The sequence below is a fragment of the Bacillus sp. z33 genome (assembly GCF_058313615.1).
In genome coordinates this window covers 1-15,879 of the sequence record NZ_JBZFQN010000001.1, presented here as the reverse complement: position 1 = coordinate 15,879, position 15,879 = coordinate 1, and the positions used below count along the sequence as shown (strand labels likewise).

Below are 15,879 nucleotides of genomic sequence, written 5' to 3'. Positions count from 1 at the left end.
AATAAATATGGGATGTAGGATTGGAAAGGGGCTGAGCTCAATAAAATATATATGTATCTGGAGCTTGGATATTTTTTAATTCTCCATTTTGGATAGAATATCGATTAGATAATCAATAACACACCCTCCATGACACTATTTGCCGATGTTTAGTGGTGTGAGGGAAAACAAAAAAATCCCCCACAATTTGTGAGGAATGATTTTAACGTTTATTAGTTGTTTATGATACCGGTGGTCGGGATATAAAATACGCTAGAAACTCTTATACGAGAAGGGTTTATAAGTTGCTTGTGTAAAATTTGTGTAAAACGATTTTAACATAAAAAAATGATTTAAATATCATATTATTTTGGGAGAATTAAATCACTGTATATACCATTATGCTAACTCATGAAAAAGATTTGAGCATCGTTTTTTTATCCCGATGAATTTTAATTAACTTATTTCGCTTAAAATAATAATTACTAAAGATGCAGTCAATCAGGAGACTTCTTCTTTCACTTATTGTGCTAAAATATTTCAGCCATATGCCTAGCAATTACAGCCATATATGTATAAGCTTAAAAATCCATAATATCGTCATCGTGTTTTTATTGAATTTCTCATTAAGGAGAAGTAACCAAGCGACATTAACCACAGTAAACTAAGCAAGAGCAGACATTGAATAGCTATAGAACTATATTTAATTGGTGGAGAAATAAATCTAGATAATAAGCATTAAAATTTCAAGTACTTTGAGAGTTCAACCAGGAGTCCAGTTACTTTTATTAAGTAATTGTAGCAACTTAATGCTTGTTCTAATCCAATCTTATCTTTATGTGCTGCTTGGTTTCGATAATTGACTGTGACAAATCGTACTCCTTTGTCAAGTTTCTCTAAGTACCCTTTTAATTCATTTTCATCGCCAATTGTAAATCTTTCACGAAAGTATGGCATAATCACTGCCCAGGTGGATTTAGCTCGCTTCGGGCGTTTATGATCAAGACTAGTTCCAAGAATATACGAAATACTTCCCAGTGTAAATTTATGACTCGATATCTCATAATAATTATTTGTCTGATGATTATATATTGATAAACCATGTGGCCAATCTTGAATAGGTATTTTCCTCTTACGTAAGTCGGCAATTAAATTAGAGAAAAAATGCACATACAATTCACGTTCCAAAGCTTTTGTAAGAGGAATACAAGCTGGGGAATAATCCACTTGATGTTCATAATCCGCCATATTATTAAAAATAATATTTGAGGTGATGATATATTGCTTAGATTCTTCCGTTAACTTTTCCCAATTACTAGATCCAAATATTGACAAAATTTTATCTTTTTCTTGCTTGAATCCTATTTGAGTAGATACCTGGAAATTTTTTAATAAAACTTCCATAAAATCTTCCGAAAACTGATGTATTAGATTTTCCCGTTCTTCCTCTTTAATGGTATGTAGTAATGGCACCTCATATTTTTGTTGAAGTGTAGAGAGCGTATTCGTTATACTTTCTATCAATGATTTCAATTCATCTAAACGTTCATTAACACCAGCAAATCCACTTTCAACTTTTGATGATACCTGCTCAAGTAGTGCAAGCATCTTTTGAGTGGAGGATTCTCTTTCTAATTGGAGAGCTTCGTTCTTTTCATGTAATAATTGATTCTCTTTCCCAATCCTTGTAAGCTCTTTTTTGTAAAAGTCTAATTCTTCCCTAAGTCTGAAGGCTTCATCCTCACTATAAGATTCAGCGTTAATGGACTCAATCGAAAAGATAGGAATTACACTATCATAATCGTTTATAGGTGCCTCACCAAAAGTTATGATCGTACTATGTTTAAAATAGCGGAATATTTTAGAAATTCCATCAGAAAAATCTTGAAATTCGTCTGCAATGATATAGTCAAAATCCTTATTAAGTTCATCAATCCTATCTCGGATTCTGTGCCAGGTGGTCAAATAAAAACCCGGCTTACCCAAACTATCTTCTTTTAAATCTCTAACTTCCTCAATTGAGTGATTCTGAAGTAAATGCTGAGAAACCTGGTAATTTAGTATCAAATTATAATGTACAAATAATATCCTTTTGTTTCTATACTTACCAAACAACAATTCTGATAAAAAAATTGACATGGAAGTCTTACCAGAGCCTGGTGGGCCAAATACATAAATTTTTTTTTCGCCTATTTTTATCATTCTAAGTATCCTAGATAAAGCTTGAACCTGGTGTGAATGTAGGAACTTAGAGTTACTAATGTTAGATAAATCAAATTCTCCCATTACTCTTCCCCCCAAAAAAGAATAAATTAGCATTTCAACAAGTTTTCCCTTAATCGTTTTTTTTCTTCTCGATGACCTATAAAGGTCCAACTGAACCAGCAACTTTTCCTCCAAACACCTTATTAAAGTAATCGTTTCTAGTCATCTTTATATACTATTTAAAATACCACAGATGTTTTTCCCATAGTAAGCCCAAGCTCATTCCTTGTAGTTTCTTTACCTAATTAATTATAGAGATTAAAATACTTTTCTTGAACTTAGTAATTTCTAAAGTAAATACCTTTTATTTCTAGAGTGAACCCTTTTATCCAATATAACCATATATTAACACTATGTTTTTTACAATATATATAATCTATTAATTACAAAACTAAAAAGCACCTCTAATTCAGAAGGTGCTTTCTATCAGCCAAGCGGTGCTCGAACACGTATATCCAGACATATTATTAGCAAACTAGTTTTTCTGTAAATTCCGCCATAAGAACCTATTTATATCCTCAACATTAGTGATTCAGAAAATATTACAAATAATAAGCTTCATTCATTTCTTTATTCATTTTAAAATCTTGATATACAATTTTAATATTTGCTACCATTTTATCCTCTATACTTCTACGTAATTCAGTAATTTTATTACAATCTTCATTTAACAAATAAAAGTCAAGATTTTGGATTTTTGACATAATTTGATTGAACAATTTCACATTTACTTCTTTAGATTCATTAATTACAAATAAATCTTTAACTAAGTAATCAATCCATTCCGAGTTTCTTCTATGTTGAACCAATGCATGTAGACAATGTATCTATTAACCTTACTAAGCTCATTAGGGTTCAGGTTGTGCTTCTTTATGAGTGAAATAATCTTTTGAAAAGATGTTCCATAGATTTCCGCTATGTTCTGGTTTGTCATTTTATTTAATAAATCCTGTTCAAGTTTTTCTTTAGTTGGCAGCCTGATAATCACCTCATAATACTTCTATCTTGAGGATTTATTTTGTAAATAAAGAATGATACAATCTTTACAATGGATAAATCAGGAATATTTCTCCAACAAAGTTATACACACACATATTAGTAAGTATGGAAGGATGAAGTTTGTGGCAAGATTCAGAAATACAACACGACATATACCATCAAGATTAAATAGAGAGCTAATACTAAAAAGTTTAAACGCAGTAGATTTACAAAGACAATTTTCAAATATGAATCTTTTTCAAGGTACAATTGGTTCGTACAATAATTTACCAGGAGCAACAGTTGTTTTTGATTTATCTGGTTCATCTATGGACATCAGAAAGCATGGAGCAGTAAATTTTGTTGCTAAAACTCAATACATATTTACAAAATTAACAGATATTATCTATTCTAATTATGGTATTGTTGAAAAATTCCCCGGCGATGGAATATCTATGCATTTCCCTAGTATTTCTACATCTGAATGGAATCCTACCGAGACTTCCAATAATAAAGACTTTGATGGAAATAATTTTCACGAAATCGAAATAGATAAAGATGGCTTTTACGAATTAGATATTGATGAAAAGGAATTTAATGAAGAGTATTTCGATGATAAGGATTCAGATATCAAATATCCTAATATAGATTGTAACTCCAAAGTATTTTCAATATATTATGCTTGCGAGGCAATTAAACAAATGGATTATTTTTTACGAAAAGAAATGAATATGTCTAGAAATAAATATAGATTTACATTGACCTATGGCGAGGACACAATTGTTACTTCTTTCGGTAATTCAAGTCATAAAGAGTTTATAACAATTGGACATGCGGTAAATGTAGCTCATAAACTTGAAAAATTTGTTAAGGAAAAAGAGTTTTTTTTAGGAATGGATTCCTCTAGCAAAATACTTGTTAAACAATTGAATATCTTTTCTAATTTATCTACTTGTCTATTACCTAAGGATCTAAGCAGAAACAATAAATCAAATGAATACTGGTATGGGGTGAAATATTAATGGATTTAACAAATCCTAAAGAAGCAGATCGTTTATATGATTATCATAAACATAATCTAGTCTACATAGGAGACTATATCAAGTTTGCCGATGGTAAAGCAGGAATTGCCTTAGGAGCAACCTTAGTTATGTTGGGTTTCTTTGGAAATGAAGCAAAAGACATAGGATTTTGTAATTTATCAATTGCTAACTACTCTTTATTAACTGGACTTCTCCCTTTAATTGCAGCTTGTTATTTCTTTATTTGGAAAGTTCTTTGGCCTCGCTATACAACTAATACTTCTCTTTATATGTCATGGGGAGGAATCGGTTCTTTCTCTAACAGCCAAGCTTATGCAGACTATATTGAAGAAAAAGACGATATAGAATTCCTTCATGACATGAGAAATCAAAATTTCGTTCTATCTCAAGTCTGTATAAAAAAGTATCAAAATTTAAAATACGGGTTTATATGGTTAACTATTGGGGCTATAACTGAATGCGTAAGCTGGTTTTTTATTAAGTAAAAAGGACAAACCTATAGGTTTATCCTTTTTATTTGCTAGTTGTTTCTGGATGTTCAATAATCCCCAATTCTTTCATTATATTATTTTCATCATTAACAAATATACCAAACCTATCTTGTCCAATTAACTTCCCTTGAGAATTATAAAAAGAACACTCCATATAATGATGTCCATTATATGCTGTTTTTTGTTGGCACGTATATTTATTTTTGTAGTCTTCCATACCAAAAGTTAATCTGCTTTCAGATTCACTAGCTTCCTTACCTCTGTTTATTACTTTCCATTCAATTTTGCTAGGTTTTAATTGTTTTAGAGTTCCCTTTAAAACTAGTTTAAACCCTAATGCTGCCCCTTTTTGTATAGCTCTAGAATTACTATTTAATGGTAAGATATTTTCTAAATCCTCTGATACTTGAGCTTTTATTTCAAAATCTTCAGGTGATTTATACCTAGTCAACTGTTCTTTAGGTAGAAAGGAGAATGAGCTTAGATATTTTTCCCAATCAAAAATTCTCATTTGATAGTACGCTTTCAAATAAGTATCATTTAAAACATACTTATCCTCCTGTTTTTCCCCATCTTTAATAAACGTTTTAATTTTTATAAATTCATCCGGCAAATCCATATAAATAAGAACATTTTCTCCAATTAATATATTATTTCTCGGGGCTTTACTTTGGAGTTTGGCTGCTAAGTCAGTATGGATGCTTGTACTAGTGATTTCTGTTATATTACCTAATCCATAGGAGGACCATAATACTTGATGATCGTCACCTATATCAATGCCTATCCTAATACGTAAGGGCTCTAATCCATTTTCCTCAAAAAATTCACTTAAAGTATTTTTATTAAAGAACTGCATTAAAGAAGCAGCATTTAATGCATTGATAATAGCATCTGATTTTTTCATATCTTTATGACCGAAATAAGCAAAGACTGCATCGCCTTGCAACCGATGTATATGTCCATCAAATACCTGAGAAATTTCAATAGCAGACCTTAAAATCGCGTTCTTATAGAACCGTACAGTTGATAAAGGGAATTTCATGCCCAGTTTCGTGGAACCAGAAATATCCAAAAATACCGAGCATACATACTGACTTCTAGTATCTGTTTCTGATAAATCCTCAAAGTCTGGGTGAACTCCTATCGAATTCGAAAAAGGCACCTCATTCTTCCCAAATAGAATTCTTAATTGCTCTTTAGGAGGTAGAATAACATCTAAATCCATAGAATTCCCTATCTTTTCGAATACTTCATAATGAGACTTTTTCAATATTTCCTTTGGTACTTTCTGCGCAAACAATTGGTCAAATATAGGTTTTAATTTATCCATCTATACCCCCACTAAAGAAATGCGTATATAGTCATATTATACCACCAATAATTACCAAATTAGTATTAATAGATCAAATATTTTAGACACAGGTATATTGACGGGAATTTTAGAATTAATACTTGAAAGTTCAGATGCTATAGAATCCTTAATAGATTGAGGGACAAATCAATAAAGTTAATTGGATAGTTTAAATATATTATTCTAACACTCCAATTCTCTATCAATTTCATAAGCTCCTCTAGCTAATTCATGTAGTCTGTAATTATGCTTCTTCCTTGCTTCTCTCATGATAATCATCTAATAGTCTTTTAACGTAATATTAATGTTTGTATTAGCAACAAATAAAGAAAACGGGACTGGAACCAGAAAGATAGTTGGTTCCTTAAAATATTTATAGCTTGGATTTTATTGTATCTTCCTATGTTAGCGTTCATTATATTACTAGTTTCATATGTTTGTTGCAGAAACTCTATTCATTTCATGAATAGAGTTTTATTTTTATTGACCAAATTGATTACATACAAAAAAAAAACAGACCCTGCATATGCAGGGTCTATTCTAAGCTATTATTAAGCTTTTTGAACGTTTGTAGCTTGTGGGCCACGTTGTCCTTGTTCTACTTCAAACGTTACACTTTGACCTTCGTCTAAAGATTTGAAACCATCGCTTTGGATCGCTGAGAAATGTACGAATACGTCTTCTCCGTCTTCACGTTCAATAAATCCAAAACCTTTATCTGCATTAAACCATTTCACTTTACCTTGTTCCATAATTGTTGCCTCCTAGTGTGTTTCCACACAATGTGTTACTATCCCTGCTCAAATACCTTAGACGAAAATCAAAAATTGTTTATCAATCTGAAACCGCCGAACAAAAATAATTCTTCTTTAGAATAACAGACATATTTTAAAATAGCAAATTATAAGACTCTTACCCTTTCATCTCCAGCTATCCTAAACATTGTGAGCTAAGCGGTACTGATAAAAAAGTGATATAAATATTCAACGTTATTCTCTTGTTAAGGAGTCTTAAGAATAAACAGAGAAAAGACGTGGGCTTCTTGCTCAACGTCTTCTTTGTTTAAAAATGAATATATAATGGCATTATTACTTTATATGTACTGTATTCTCAACCTCTTACGGGATTCGAACGGAAATACCCACCGCCCTCTTCGACTGTTAAGTTAGTACCAGGGTTATGATCTCCATCTCTGTAATATCCATTCACGTACGTACCGTCCTCGCGGTAATATCCTTCAACATAGTGTGGATCTACATGATTAACACCCGTGCTTTCACCGCTCGTTTCGGATACTTCATTAGCACTGGCAACATTCGTTCCATCTGTTCCATCGACTCCGTCAACTACATCAATAACTCCAATAGCTAATGCTCCAACTGCCACAGTAGTGAGTAAACCTTTTGCTCCATTTTTCACGGAGTCCTTATCCCCATCAAGGGCTCCCCCAATGATTTCACCTCCATTAACCACAGCAGTCTTAGCTGTATGAATAACACCCATTGCTGTTCTGCCAACTGCTTCACCCATACCATTTAATCCTTCATCTCTCTTTACTACATCATCTTGAACAATACCGGATATAGTATTAACGGTTCCTTCTGTAAATGTACCAAAAGTATCTCCAGCAAATGTAGAAGCTTTTCTTACACCACTTCCGATGTCTTCTAATACTTCTATACCTGATAATTCTCCAACCATTTGTATAGGTCCGCCTATTACTCCACCCAACACAGTTCCTGCATCTTTTCCTAAGTTACGTATAAATCCAACTTTAGAACCCCTCCTATTTTCCTATATTTTCTACAACCTATATATCGGAAGGGTTCATAAATTTTTAATCTAATATTTAAAATAGAGAAAAGTAATAAAGACTGACTAACTCTCTCATCTCTATAAACACAAAATGATCGTCATTTATTCTGAAAATTGTACTTGTATAAATACTGATGTTTTATACAAATAGAAACTTCCTGCCAAATTCACTACATCCAAATCTGTGATTAAAAACGCATGGACCATATACAGACAGAGTTCCAAAGAAAGTTATAATATATGTCTGTTTTAAATTAGGTATTATTCAAGTACTGTGCTATGCTTAGCCTACCATTTGATATTACTAGTTTCATATGTTTGTTGCACCGGCTCTATTCATTCCTTGAATAGGGCTTTTTTATTGATTAAATTAATTAAATGCAAAAAAATAGACCCTGCAGATGCAGGGTCTATCATAGCTTTTATTAAGCTTTTTGAACGTTTGTAGCTTGTGGGCCACGTTGTCCTTGTTCTACTTCAAACGTTACACTTTGACCTTCGTCTAAAGATTTGAAACCATCGCTTTGGATCGCTGAGAAATGTACGAATACGTCTTCTCCGTCTTCACGTTCAATAAATCCAAAACCTTTATCTGCATTAAACCATTTCACTTTACCTTGTTCCATAATTGTTGCCTCCTAGTGTGTTTCCACACAATGTGTTACTATCCCTGCTCAAATACTTTAGACGAAAATCAAAATCGTTTATCAATCTGAAACCGCCGAACAAAAATAATTCTTCTTTAGAATAACAGACATGTCTTATAATAGCAAATTATAAGACTCTTACCCTCTATAAACACACTAGACCTTGTGAGTTAATCTTCTTTAGAAGAAAATGTTTAATTGTAAACTCAGGCATACCATCATATAAAACAATCATATCTTCTTTGGTTTTTATTATTACTTTACGTTTAAAAGAACCTTTAATATTGTCGAATGGGTTTGTGGAAGGCTTGAACAACCTGACAGAGTTCTTCAAACGGAATGGATTTAGATACCGGTATTTCACACGATTTCGTGCTAGAATCCTACCCTACCATCAATATAAAAACTTCAGCAATTCATTAGGATAAGGGGCAGAGGAAAAACTCTACCCCAACACATGAAAAAGAACCATTATTTTTTGCTCTTTATTGGAACAATTAAACCAACGATTCCTAAAATAGCAAACAAAGTAAAACCAAACGGATACGATGTGATTTCTATTGTTTTTCCTGCATTTAATATATATCTAAACTCCTGACTTATCTTTAAACCCCCACTACGAATTATCTTTCTTATCATGGTCACGTTTGGTAAGGTATAAAAAAATATTGAACAGGAGTATCAACTGATGACAGCAAAAACACGGAAAATCTCGAAGAAAAATCATTGCGGACGAAGTTGTCATTAATACCTTGAAAGAGCATAAAAAAGTTCAAGAGGAGATGATAGATCGGTTAGGTGATGAATTCATGACCCGATACTCAGTGAAATGGCAGCTGGAAATTTGGCATTTCTGAATCAGAAGCAAATTAGATTTATATTGATTATGTAATCAGAAGATGGAATAAATGAACAGTGGAATCAATAATATTAATTATAGTATTTATGATGAGATTAACGATTGATTTCTTAAAATATTTCAGTACAGATGGTATTTATAATGAGAAAATACTCAATTATGGTAAGACTTATCAGTCTCGGAAATAAATATCGTGAAATTGTGCAAACCGTTTTGGAAATTCGTTATGATTTGGGTTGAATGTTAGGGATTGAATCGTATGTGCATTAAATTTATCTTATAATTATAAAAAATCAAATAATTTTCAAGAATTTTCTAACGTATTTTGAAAAACGAGAGCCAACAATGACTTATTTTTTACTCATATCATATTTTTTATTGTCCATATGTAACTTTCGGGTTACAGCTACAATTCTTTCTTTAGGAACATTCGGATACTTATCCTTAATTATCTTGACACATTCCACCCAATTAATTTCTGATTTTAACAAAAAAGCTATTTCATCTTTAACCATTGAGTCTATTTTATAAATATCATTGTCAGTTTCATGCGTTTCATTTATGTCATCCTTACTTTGGTCAATTTTATCAAACAGCAGCGATGCAACAAGATGAATAGCTATGATAATGATTTTTACAGCTATTGAAAGATTGATGATTGTAAAAAAGTAATCTAGTGCGCTAATAACTATATAACTACCAGCAAAAGTTAAGATACTCGCAATCAACTTAGTGACAAAGATATCCTTATAAATGTCCGTTACAGCGTGAAGAAAGCTATCGATAATAGTTCCCACTCCCATATCTATAAAACACAACAGAAAAAGAAACATAATTAAATAGATTAAATTCTCATAATACTGGCCTGTAAAATGGATAATCAAAACATAAATAATCATGAGTGGTAGAAACATTACTAATACTACTGTCATAAGTAATGAAGTAGAAAGAAAAAAATTCTTCACAAGAATATTCTCGATTCTCCATAGCTATTCTCTGTCTATGGTAGTTTATTGTTAAATTATAACAAGTTTTTCACGGTAAAGTCAGCGATTTCATTAGCATATCCCCAGCTGCCTATTCCATTTTAGTTTCTACTTCTAGGTTAAGAAAAATTTAAAGTGGAATTCAACTCTTTTCTCTCATAGAGGTTGTAATAGATGCATTTAACTACAGTGCGCTGGCTATCTCTTATACAACTTACTACAATCACATGAAAGTAAAAACCTGTTTAAAAATCACTGTATCGCCAATTATTTCATATTTTTCCACTTTTTAGTGCAATATTACTTCATTAATGATAATATATACCTATTAGTTTATTAATTTTGGAAAATAATATGTTTGTATATATGAAACTATCTGCAAAGAATACAAAATATTGATAGACAACCGCGATAGTACCATTATTAGTTCAGGCTACAATTGTTCAAAGTATACAAACTATTATTACTGCGATAATTGTGCTAATTATGTGACGACAGTGCGGAGTGCAGAGGAATATTTTATAACATAAACTCAACTAAACATGAGTGACTACACCTACCCATTTTGGAGAGGCGAGACATGATTTACTAATTTTGAAGGGAAGATTCTAATTGAAAGCAGTTATGTCATTTATTAAAGCACATTGGAAATATATTATTGTAGCTATTGTAGCATTATTTATTGGGAGTACATTTGGCCCATCTTCTGAGGAATATGAATCCCAAGCTAATAAGGGTGTTGCTCTTACGGAGAAAGTAGAGAAAGCCGAAGCAAAGAATAAGGAACTTTCTTCTGAAAACGAGGCACTTCAGGCTAAAGTAGATGAAGCCGCTCCATATTTTAAAATGGCTGAAGAAGAACGTAAAGTAAAAGAAGCGGAAGCTAAGGCTAAAGCTGAAGAGTTAAAGAAAAAAGAAGAAGCTGCTAAAGCTAAAAAAGAAGCGGAAGAAAAAGCTAAAGCCGAAGAAGAACGTAAGCGTGCAGAAGCGAAAGAACGAAAAGGTTATGATACTGGTATCACCTATGATCAACTAGCAAGAACACCAGATGACTATACGGGTGACAAAGTTAAATTCGGTGGCACAGTTATTCAAGTTATGGAAGGCGATGACGACACTACTCAGATCCGTTTAGCTGTTAATGATGATTATGATAAGATTCTCTACATTGAATATGATTCTTCTATTACAGATTCCAGAGTATTAGAAGAGGATACTATTACAATCATGGGAGTTTCTGTAGGTTTAATTACTTATGAATCTACTATGGGTGGAGAAATATCTATCCCGGGTATCTCTGTTGATAAGATTGAATTGTAACCTGCTGCTAAAGTATAATGTTAAAACTTATTGTTTTCGAGATATTCTATGATACAGTGGTCTCCCCTCCTGCCTGGGGGAGATTTTTTTATTTGGAGACAGGAAATTACTTACTGGCTCATGCTTCATATAAACAGGATTTGATATAATCAAACAATTCAACCTCTTTGATTGATTACTCTTTTGATAAAATACTCCTCCTAAGGTAGACTGATTTTTAAAAGTCGACTCACTTAGACGGAGAATATTAAACTTCGCTTTTCAACTATTAATATGGGTTTCAGACGATACTGCCGATATTGTCTCTTGATAGGTTTTTTTCCTCTTTGGATCTTCTAGGATATACGCATACTAATTAAATCGATGAGGTACAGCGCACTTAAATCAAGACCCGTGATAAAAGCCGTTAGAGATATTAATTTAACAAATTTAACATCTTTTTTCTTCGCTTCATTAACTGATGAAATTAACTCCCGGGTTTGTCCAGAACGTGAAATAACTAATAGCAAATCCCCTTTTTTAATAAGTTACTTCTGATAATCATTTAAAGGGCCCTTTTTAATGACCAAAAAAATAGACCCTGCATATGCAGAGTCTATCAATTAGCTATTATTAAGCTTTTTGAACGTTTGTAGCTTGTGGGCCACGTTGTCCTTGTTCTACTTCAAACGTTACACTTTGACCTTCGTCTAAAGATTTGAAACCATCGCTTTGGATCGCTGAGAAATGTACGAATACGTCTTCTCCGTCTTCACGTTCAATAAACCCAAAACCTTTATCTGCATTAAACCATTTCACTTTACCTTGTTCCATAATTGTTGCCTCCTAGTGTGGAATTCCACACGATGTGTTACTATCCCTGCTCAAATACTTTAGACGAAAATCAAAATCGTTTCTCAATCTGAAACCGCCGAACAAAAATAATTCTTCTTTAGAATAACAGACTAATATTAAAATGGCAAATTATTAGACTCTTACTGCCAATAACACACTAAACATTATTAGTTAATCATCTCCAACATAGAATGTTTGGTTAATTTTCATTTGATCAAATTAATACAATTAGGTGAAAAGTGATTTCTTACTGTAGTGGTACAAATGAACAATGGCGAGTTAAATCCTGATGATTTTCTTCATCTGACCACTTCACCTAGAGAGCTTTTTTATGCACAACGGTCATTTTGTTAAAGAAGGATTATCTGGGGACTCAACCGAATTTAACTTTATATACACCAAAAGCAGAAACAGCTAATTGATCTGACCCAAGAAAGTTAGACATATGTATTTAGGCTACTTCAAGGACCTGAGTTCGGTATTCCACCGGGCTTAGGTCTTCGTCATAACCCGTCATAATAAGACAATTTTGGATGAACTCGCTCAAGCTTTGAAAGAACATAAAAAACGACAAGATGACTGGAAAAAAACGTGCGGCCCCCTTTATAATGACAAAAATCTCGTCATTGCCAAGGAGAATAGAGATTTTTATGCTGCTGCAACTCTGACGAGGGATATGAAGCTTATATGTAAAAAAGCCAGTGTCTCTTCAATTCGGTTCCACGATATTCGACATACACACGCTTCAATCCTGATTGCTGAAGGGGTCGATATCGTTAAGGTCTCAAAACGCTTAGGACATAGTTCACCTAAGATTACATTAGAAATATATGCTCACTCATTCTCTGATTCAGATTACGAAGTAGCAGATATCTTCCAAACCGCTCTGTTACAACCAATTGTGGCAGGTGAGCGAAATGTGAGCAATATAGTCGGAGCTTAAAAATTGGTGAGCATCAAAAATCCCCCAAACCTTTGATATATAAGGGTTTGGGTTGTATCTTAATTAGTGCGAAATGAATTATTGTCGCTAACCTGCCCCTTTTGTTACATATGAAAAAGCCGCCTGAATTGGCAGCTAATTTTGAGGATTCCTATAGTTTAAGCTTATTTTTTCAAACAAAGCTGTATTAGCCTAATAATTTTGCAACTCCATCCTTCACTTGAAGTGGTAATACTATTCTCCAATTTAAAATATACATAAGTTAGTACAAAAATGATTACTTCTTAAACATGTTAGCAGCTATATTTAAAACAGCTTTTCGTGGAAGTATTCGAGATAATATGGACAAAATGTAGTTTGATTTACCAACAATTTGATAACTGTTCCCTTTTTCTAATCCTTTAAAAGCAGCGCTCACTACTTCGATTGGCTCCATTCTACTTCCTTTTAAATGGTCAGATCCTGATGAAGCATGAAAAGAGCTTTTTGTTTCACCAGGGCAAAGAGCTAAGAACTTGATACCATTCCCTTTATTTTCAGCCCAGAGTGCTTGTGTAAAAGATAATACATAGGATTTAGTAGCAGCATATACAGCCATAAATGGAGCTGGTTGAAATGCTGTCATAGAAGCAACATTTATAATAATGCCATTCTTCTTTTGGATCATGGGAACAAGAAATACTCTTGTCAATTCTGTTAATGAAGTAATATTTAGCTGGATTTCATGAAGTATCCTTGATGGATTGATTTCATGAAAGAAATCTAATGTGCCAGCCCCCGCATTATTCACTAGTATATCGATATGAATGCCTCTCGTTTTGGCCTCGCTCCAAATTGAATTGGCAGCATTATGAATAGTCAAATCAATAGGTAAACTTATAGCCTTTATTCTATATTCGGACTCTAGTTTACTGGCTAAACTATCTAGTTTTTCTTTTGAACGAGCAACTAAAAAGACATTGCAACCCTTTTTTGCAAATTCATGGGCAAATACTTCTCCTATTCCTGACGATGCTCCAGTTATTAATGCTGTCTTATTTTGAAAAGTAATCATTTCAATTTCCTCCTAAATTTTTTATTTAAATTATTTAAACGTTTAAACACTTAAACATTTAAATTAAAATAATACTTCTTCAGCTATTGGATAAGGTGAAGAAGTATTATTTTATTTCTTTTTATATGCTTTCATTTTCCTTATCTGGATGATTGATAATTTCTTCAATGGTTGAAATAATTCTTTTTAGTTGCTTCACAATAGAATCATTTGCTGTTAACCAGTAATATACTTCCGTAGCTTCTTTTCTCGAATCAAGAATGCCAGCCATTTTCATTATCTTAAGGTGATGAGAAATAGTTGGTCTCGACATGGGTGACTGTTCAGCAATTTGAGAAACATTAAGACGCTTCGACACCATAAACATTAGTAAAATATCTTGCCTAACTGGATCAGCCAGTGCCTTAAAAACATCAGTACAATCTTTAAGTACATTATAAAAGGCTTCTTTTTTCTCTAGAAGTGAGTTGTTCTCAATATTATCAGGCATTTCCATCCTCCATAACAAAAAACTAAACGTTTAAACTTTTCAACATTATATGTTGATTATAGAATATTTGTTATTCAAGGTCAAATTCTTTCTTCAACAAAACTGCCCCGTTTGTTGAACAAGCCATCTTAGTTCGGTTTTACCATAAATCGGATACTTAAATCCTTTTATTCAAGAGCAACAATCTATCGAAAACAGCCTTATTATATTATTAAGCAGCCATAGTCGAATGCTCTCTGTCTGTTCGTGTAATGCCAAGTTTGCATATTCAAGTAAAGAGAAGGTTCCTAAACTCCTTGAAAACTGTAAAACAAGTTCCAAAACAATCTTTTTGCTTTTCTTAAAGGAGAATCCAGAAATCATTCGAGAGATTGTAGGAATGTCCATTGAACAAATAGTCCAAAGGAAAGTCACAGCAGCATAATCCATTTAAATTAGGGATTATTCAATCACTGTACTATGCTTAGCCTACCATTTGATATTACTAGTTTCATATGTTTGTTGCATCGTCCCTATTCATTTCTTGAATAGGGCCCTTTTTATTGATTAAATTAATTAAATGCAAAAAAAAAAAAATAGACCCTGCATATGCAGGGTCTATCATTAGCTATTATTAAGCTTTTTGAACGTTTGTAGCTTGTGGGCCACGTTGTCCTTGTTCTACTTCAAACGTTACACTTTGACCTTCGTCTAAAGATTTGAAACCATCGCTTTGGATCGCTGAGAAATGTACGAATACGTCTTCTCCGTCTTCACGTTCAATAAATCCAAAACCTTTATCTGCATTAAACCATTTCACTTTACCTTGTTCCATAATTGTTGCC

16 protein-coding genes are annotated in these 15,879 nt (G+C 32.7%); 5 read left to right on the top strand and 11 right to left on the bottom strand.

What is annotated here, in order from left to right:
• Positions 1-717: 717 nt before the first annotated feature.
• On the bottom strand, positions 718-2,265 hold the full coding sequence (locus AC4G3L_RS00080; RefSeq protein ID WP_491074956.1) for a DEAD/DEAH box helicase family protein: 1,548 nt from the start codon (positions 2,263-2,265) through the stop codon (positions 718-720).
• A gap of 1,100 nt (positions 2,266-3,365) precedes the next feature.
• On the opposite strand from AC4G3L_RS00080, the gene AC4G3L_RS00075 reads away from it, so the two are divergent.
• Positions 3,366-4,244: a hypothetical protein gene (locus AC4G3L_RS00075; RefSeq protein ID WP_491074955.1), complete on the top strand. Its 879-nt coding sequence runs from the start codon at positions 3,366-3,368 to the stop codon at positions 4,242-4,244.
• The gene (locus tag AC4G3L_RS00070; RefSeq protein ID WP_491074954.1) at positions 4,244-4,750 is read left to right on the top strand and encodes a Pycsar system effector family protein; all 507 of its coding nucleotides are present in this window, start codon (positions 4,244-4,246) and stop codon (positions 4,748-4,750) included. Before AC4G3L_RS00075 ends, AC4G3L_RS00070 begins: the two co-directional genes overlap by 1 nt.
• Before the next feature lie 28 nt (positions 4,751-4,778).
• On the opposite strand, the gene AC4G3L_RS00065 is transcribed toward AC4G3L_RS00070, so the two are convergent.
• The 4 genes from AC4G3L_RS00065 to AC4G3L_RS00050 all read right to left on the bottom strand — a co-directional run bounded on the left by AC4G3L_RS00065 (position 4,779) and on the right by AC4G3L_RS00050 (position 8,548).
• Positions 4,779-6,086 carry a nucleotide-binding domain-containing protein gene (locus AC4G3L_RS00065; protein WP_491074953.1) on the bottom strand — a complete coding sequence of 436 codons (1,308 nt, stop codon included), beginning with the start codon at positions 6,084-6,086 and terminating at the stop codon, positions 4,779-4,781.
• A gap of 572 nt (positions 6,087-6,658) precedes the next feature.
• A complete protein-coding gene (locus AC4G3L_RS00060) occupies positions 6,659-6,859 on the bottom strand; it encodes a cold-shock protein (RefSeq protein WP_491074947.1) in 201 nt (66 codons plus the stop codon).
• Positions 6,860-7,217: 358 nt separating this feature from the next.
• On the bottom strand, positions 7,218-7,838 hold the full coding sequence (locus AC4G3L_RS00055) for a hypothetical protein (RefSeq protein WP_491074952.1): 621 nt from the start codon (positions 7,836-7,838) through the stop codon (positions 7,218-7,220).
• A 509-nt stretch (positions 7,839-8,347) separates the two neighbouring features.
• Entirely contained in the window at positions 8,348-8,548 is a 201-nt protein-coding gene (locus AC4G3L_RS00050; protein ID WP_491074947.1) for a cold-shock protein, read from the bottom strand.
• Positions 8,549-8,811: 263 nt separating this feature from the next.
• Between AC4G3L_RS00050 and AC4G3L_RS00045 the strand changes: the two genes are divergently transcribed.
• Positions 8,812-8,997 carry a transposase gene (locus tag AC4G3L_RS00045; protein WP_491074951.1) on the top strand — a complete coding sequence of 62 codons (186 nt, stop codon included), beginning with the start codon at positions 8,812-8,814 and terminating at the stop codon, positions 8,995-8,997.
• 781 nt (positions 8,998-9,778) lie between these two features.
• Here the strand turns inward: AC4G3L_RS00045 and AC4G3L_RS00040 are convergent.
• Positions 9,779-10,231 (bottom strand): hypothetical protein, encoded by a 453-nt coding sequence (locus tag AC4G3L_RS00040; RefSeq protein WP_491074950.1) that lies wholly within the window; start codon positions 10,229-10,231, stop codon positions 9,779-9,781.
• Positions 10,232-11,026: 795 nt separating this feature from the next.
• Between AC4G3L_RS00040 and AC4G3L_RS00035 the strand changes: the two genes are divergently transcribed.
• On the top strand, positions 11,027-11,734 hold the full coding sequence (locus AC4G3L_RS00035) for a toxin regulator (RefSeq protein WP_491074949.1): 708 nt from the start codon (positions 11,027-11,029) through the stop codon (positions 11,732-11,734).
• Between the two features lie 335 nt (positions 11,735-12,069).
• Here AC4G3L_RS00035 and AC4G3L_RS00030 read toward each other — a convergent pair whose 3' ends face one another.
• A complete protein-coding gene (locus AC4G3L_RS00030; protein WP_491074948.1) occupies positions 12,070-12,243 on the bottom strand; it encodes a hypothetical protein in 174 nt (57 codons plus the stop codon).
• A gap of 103 nt (positions 12,244-12,346) precedes the next feature.
• Positions 12,347-12,547 carry a cold-shock protein gene (locus AC4G3L_RS00025; RefSeq protein WP_491074947.1) on the bottom strand — a complete coding sequence of 67 codons (201 nt, stop codon included), beginning with the start codon at positions 12,545-12,547 and terminating at the stop codon, positions 12,347-12,349.
• A 550-nt stretch (positions 12,548-13,097) separates the two neighbouring features.
• Here AC4G3L_RS00025 and AC4G3L_RS00020 point away from each other — a divergent pair.
• Positions 13,098-13,511, top strand: coding sequence for a site-specific integrase (locus AC4G3L_RS00020; RefSeq protein WP_491074946.1), 414 nt, complete (start codon positions 13,098-13,100; stop codon positions 13,509-13,511).
• A gap of 277 nt (positions 13,512-13,788) precedes the next feature.
• Here the strand turns inward: AC4G3L_RS00020 and AC4G3L_RS00015 are convergent, their stop codons facing one another.
• The 3 genes from AC4G3L_RS00015 to AC4G3L_RS00005 form a co-directional block, all read right to left on the bottom strand.
• A complete protein-coding gene (locus AC4G3L_RS00015; protein WP_491074945.1) occupies positions 13,789-14,565 on the bottom strand; it encodes an SDR family NAD(P)-dependent oxidoreductase in 777 nt (258 codons plus the stop codon).
• Between the two features lie 121 nt (positions 14,566-14,686).
• Positions 14,687-15,055 (bottom strand): ArsR/SmtB family transcription factor, encoded by a 369-nt coding sequence (locus AC4G3L_RS00010; RefSeq protein ID WP_491074944.1) that lies wholly within the window; start codon positions 15,053-15,055, stop codon positions 14,687-14,689.
• 613 nt (positions 15,056-15,668) lie between these two features.
• A complete protein-coding gene (locus AC4G3L_RS00005; protein ID WP_491074947.1) occupies positions 15,669-15,869 on the bottom strand; it encodes a cold-shock protein in 201 nt (66 codons plus the stop codon).
• Between the last annotated feature and the right edge of the window lie 10 nt (positions 15,870-15,879).

Coding starts and splice junctions, on each gene's coding strand:
- AC4G3L_RS00005 (WP_491074947.1), bottom strand. CDS start 15,869: ATGGAACAAGGTAAAGTGAAATGGTTTAATGCAGATAAAGGTTTTGGA.
- AC4G3L_RS00025 (WP_491074947.1), bottom strand. CDS start 12,547: ATGGAACAAGGTAAAGTGAAATGGTTTAATGCAGATAAAGGTTTTGGG.
- AC4G3L_RS00010 (WP_491074944.1), bottom strand. CDS start 15,055: ATGCCTGATAATATTGAGAACAACTCACTTCTAGAGAAAAAAGAAGCC.
- AC4G3L_RS00040 (WP_491074950.1), bottom strand. CDS start 10,231: ATGGGAGTGGGAACTATTATCGATAGCTTTCTTCACGCTGTAACGGAC.
- AC4G3L_RS00050 (WP_491074947.1), bottom strand. CDS start 8,548: ATGGAACAAGGTAAAGTGAAATGGTTTAATGCAGATAAAGGTTTTGGA.
- AC4G3L_RS00015 (WP_491074945.1), bottom strand. CDS start 14,565: ATGATTACTTTTCAAAATAAGACAGCATTAATAACTGGAGCATCGTCA.
- AC4G3L_RS00070 (WP_491074954.1), top strand. CDS start 4,244: ATGGATTTAACAAATCCTAAAGAAGCAGATCGTTTATATGATTATCAT.
- AC4G3L_RS00065 (WP_491074953.1), bottom strand. CDS start 6,086: ATGGATAAATTAAAACCTATATTTGACCAATTGTTTGCGCAGAAAGTA.
- AC4G3L_RS00080 (WP_491074956.1), bottom strand. CDS start 2,265: ATGGGAGAATTTGATTTATCTAACATTAGTAACTCTAAGTTCCTACAT.
- AC4G3L_RS00060 (WP_491074947.1), bottom strand. CDS start 6,859: ATGGAACAAGGTAAAGTGAAATGGTTTAATGCAGATAAAGGTTTTGGA.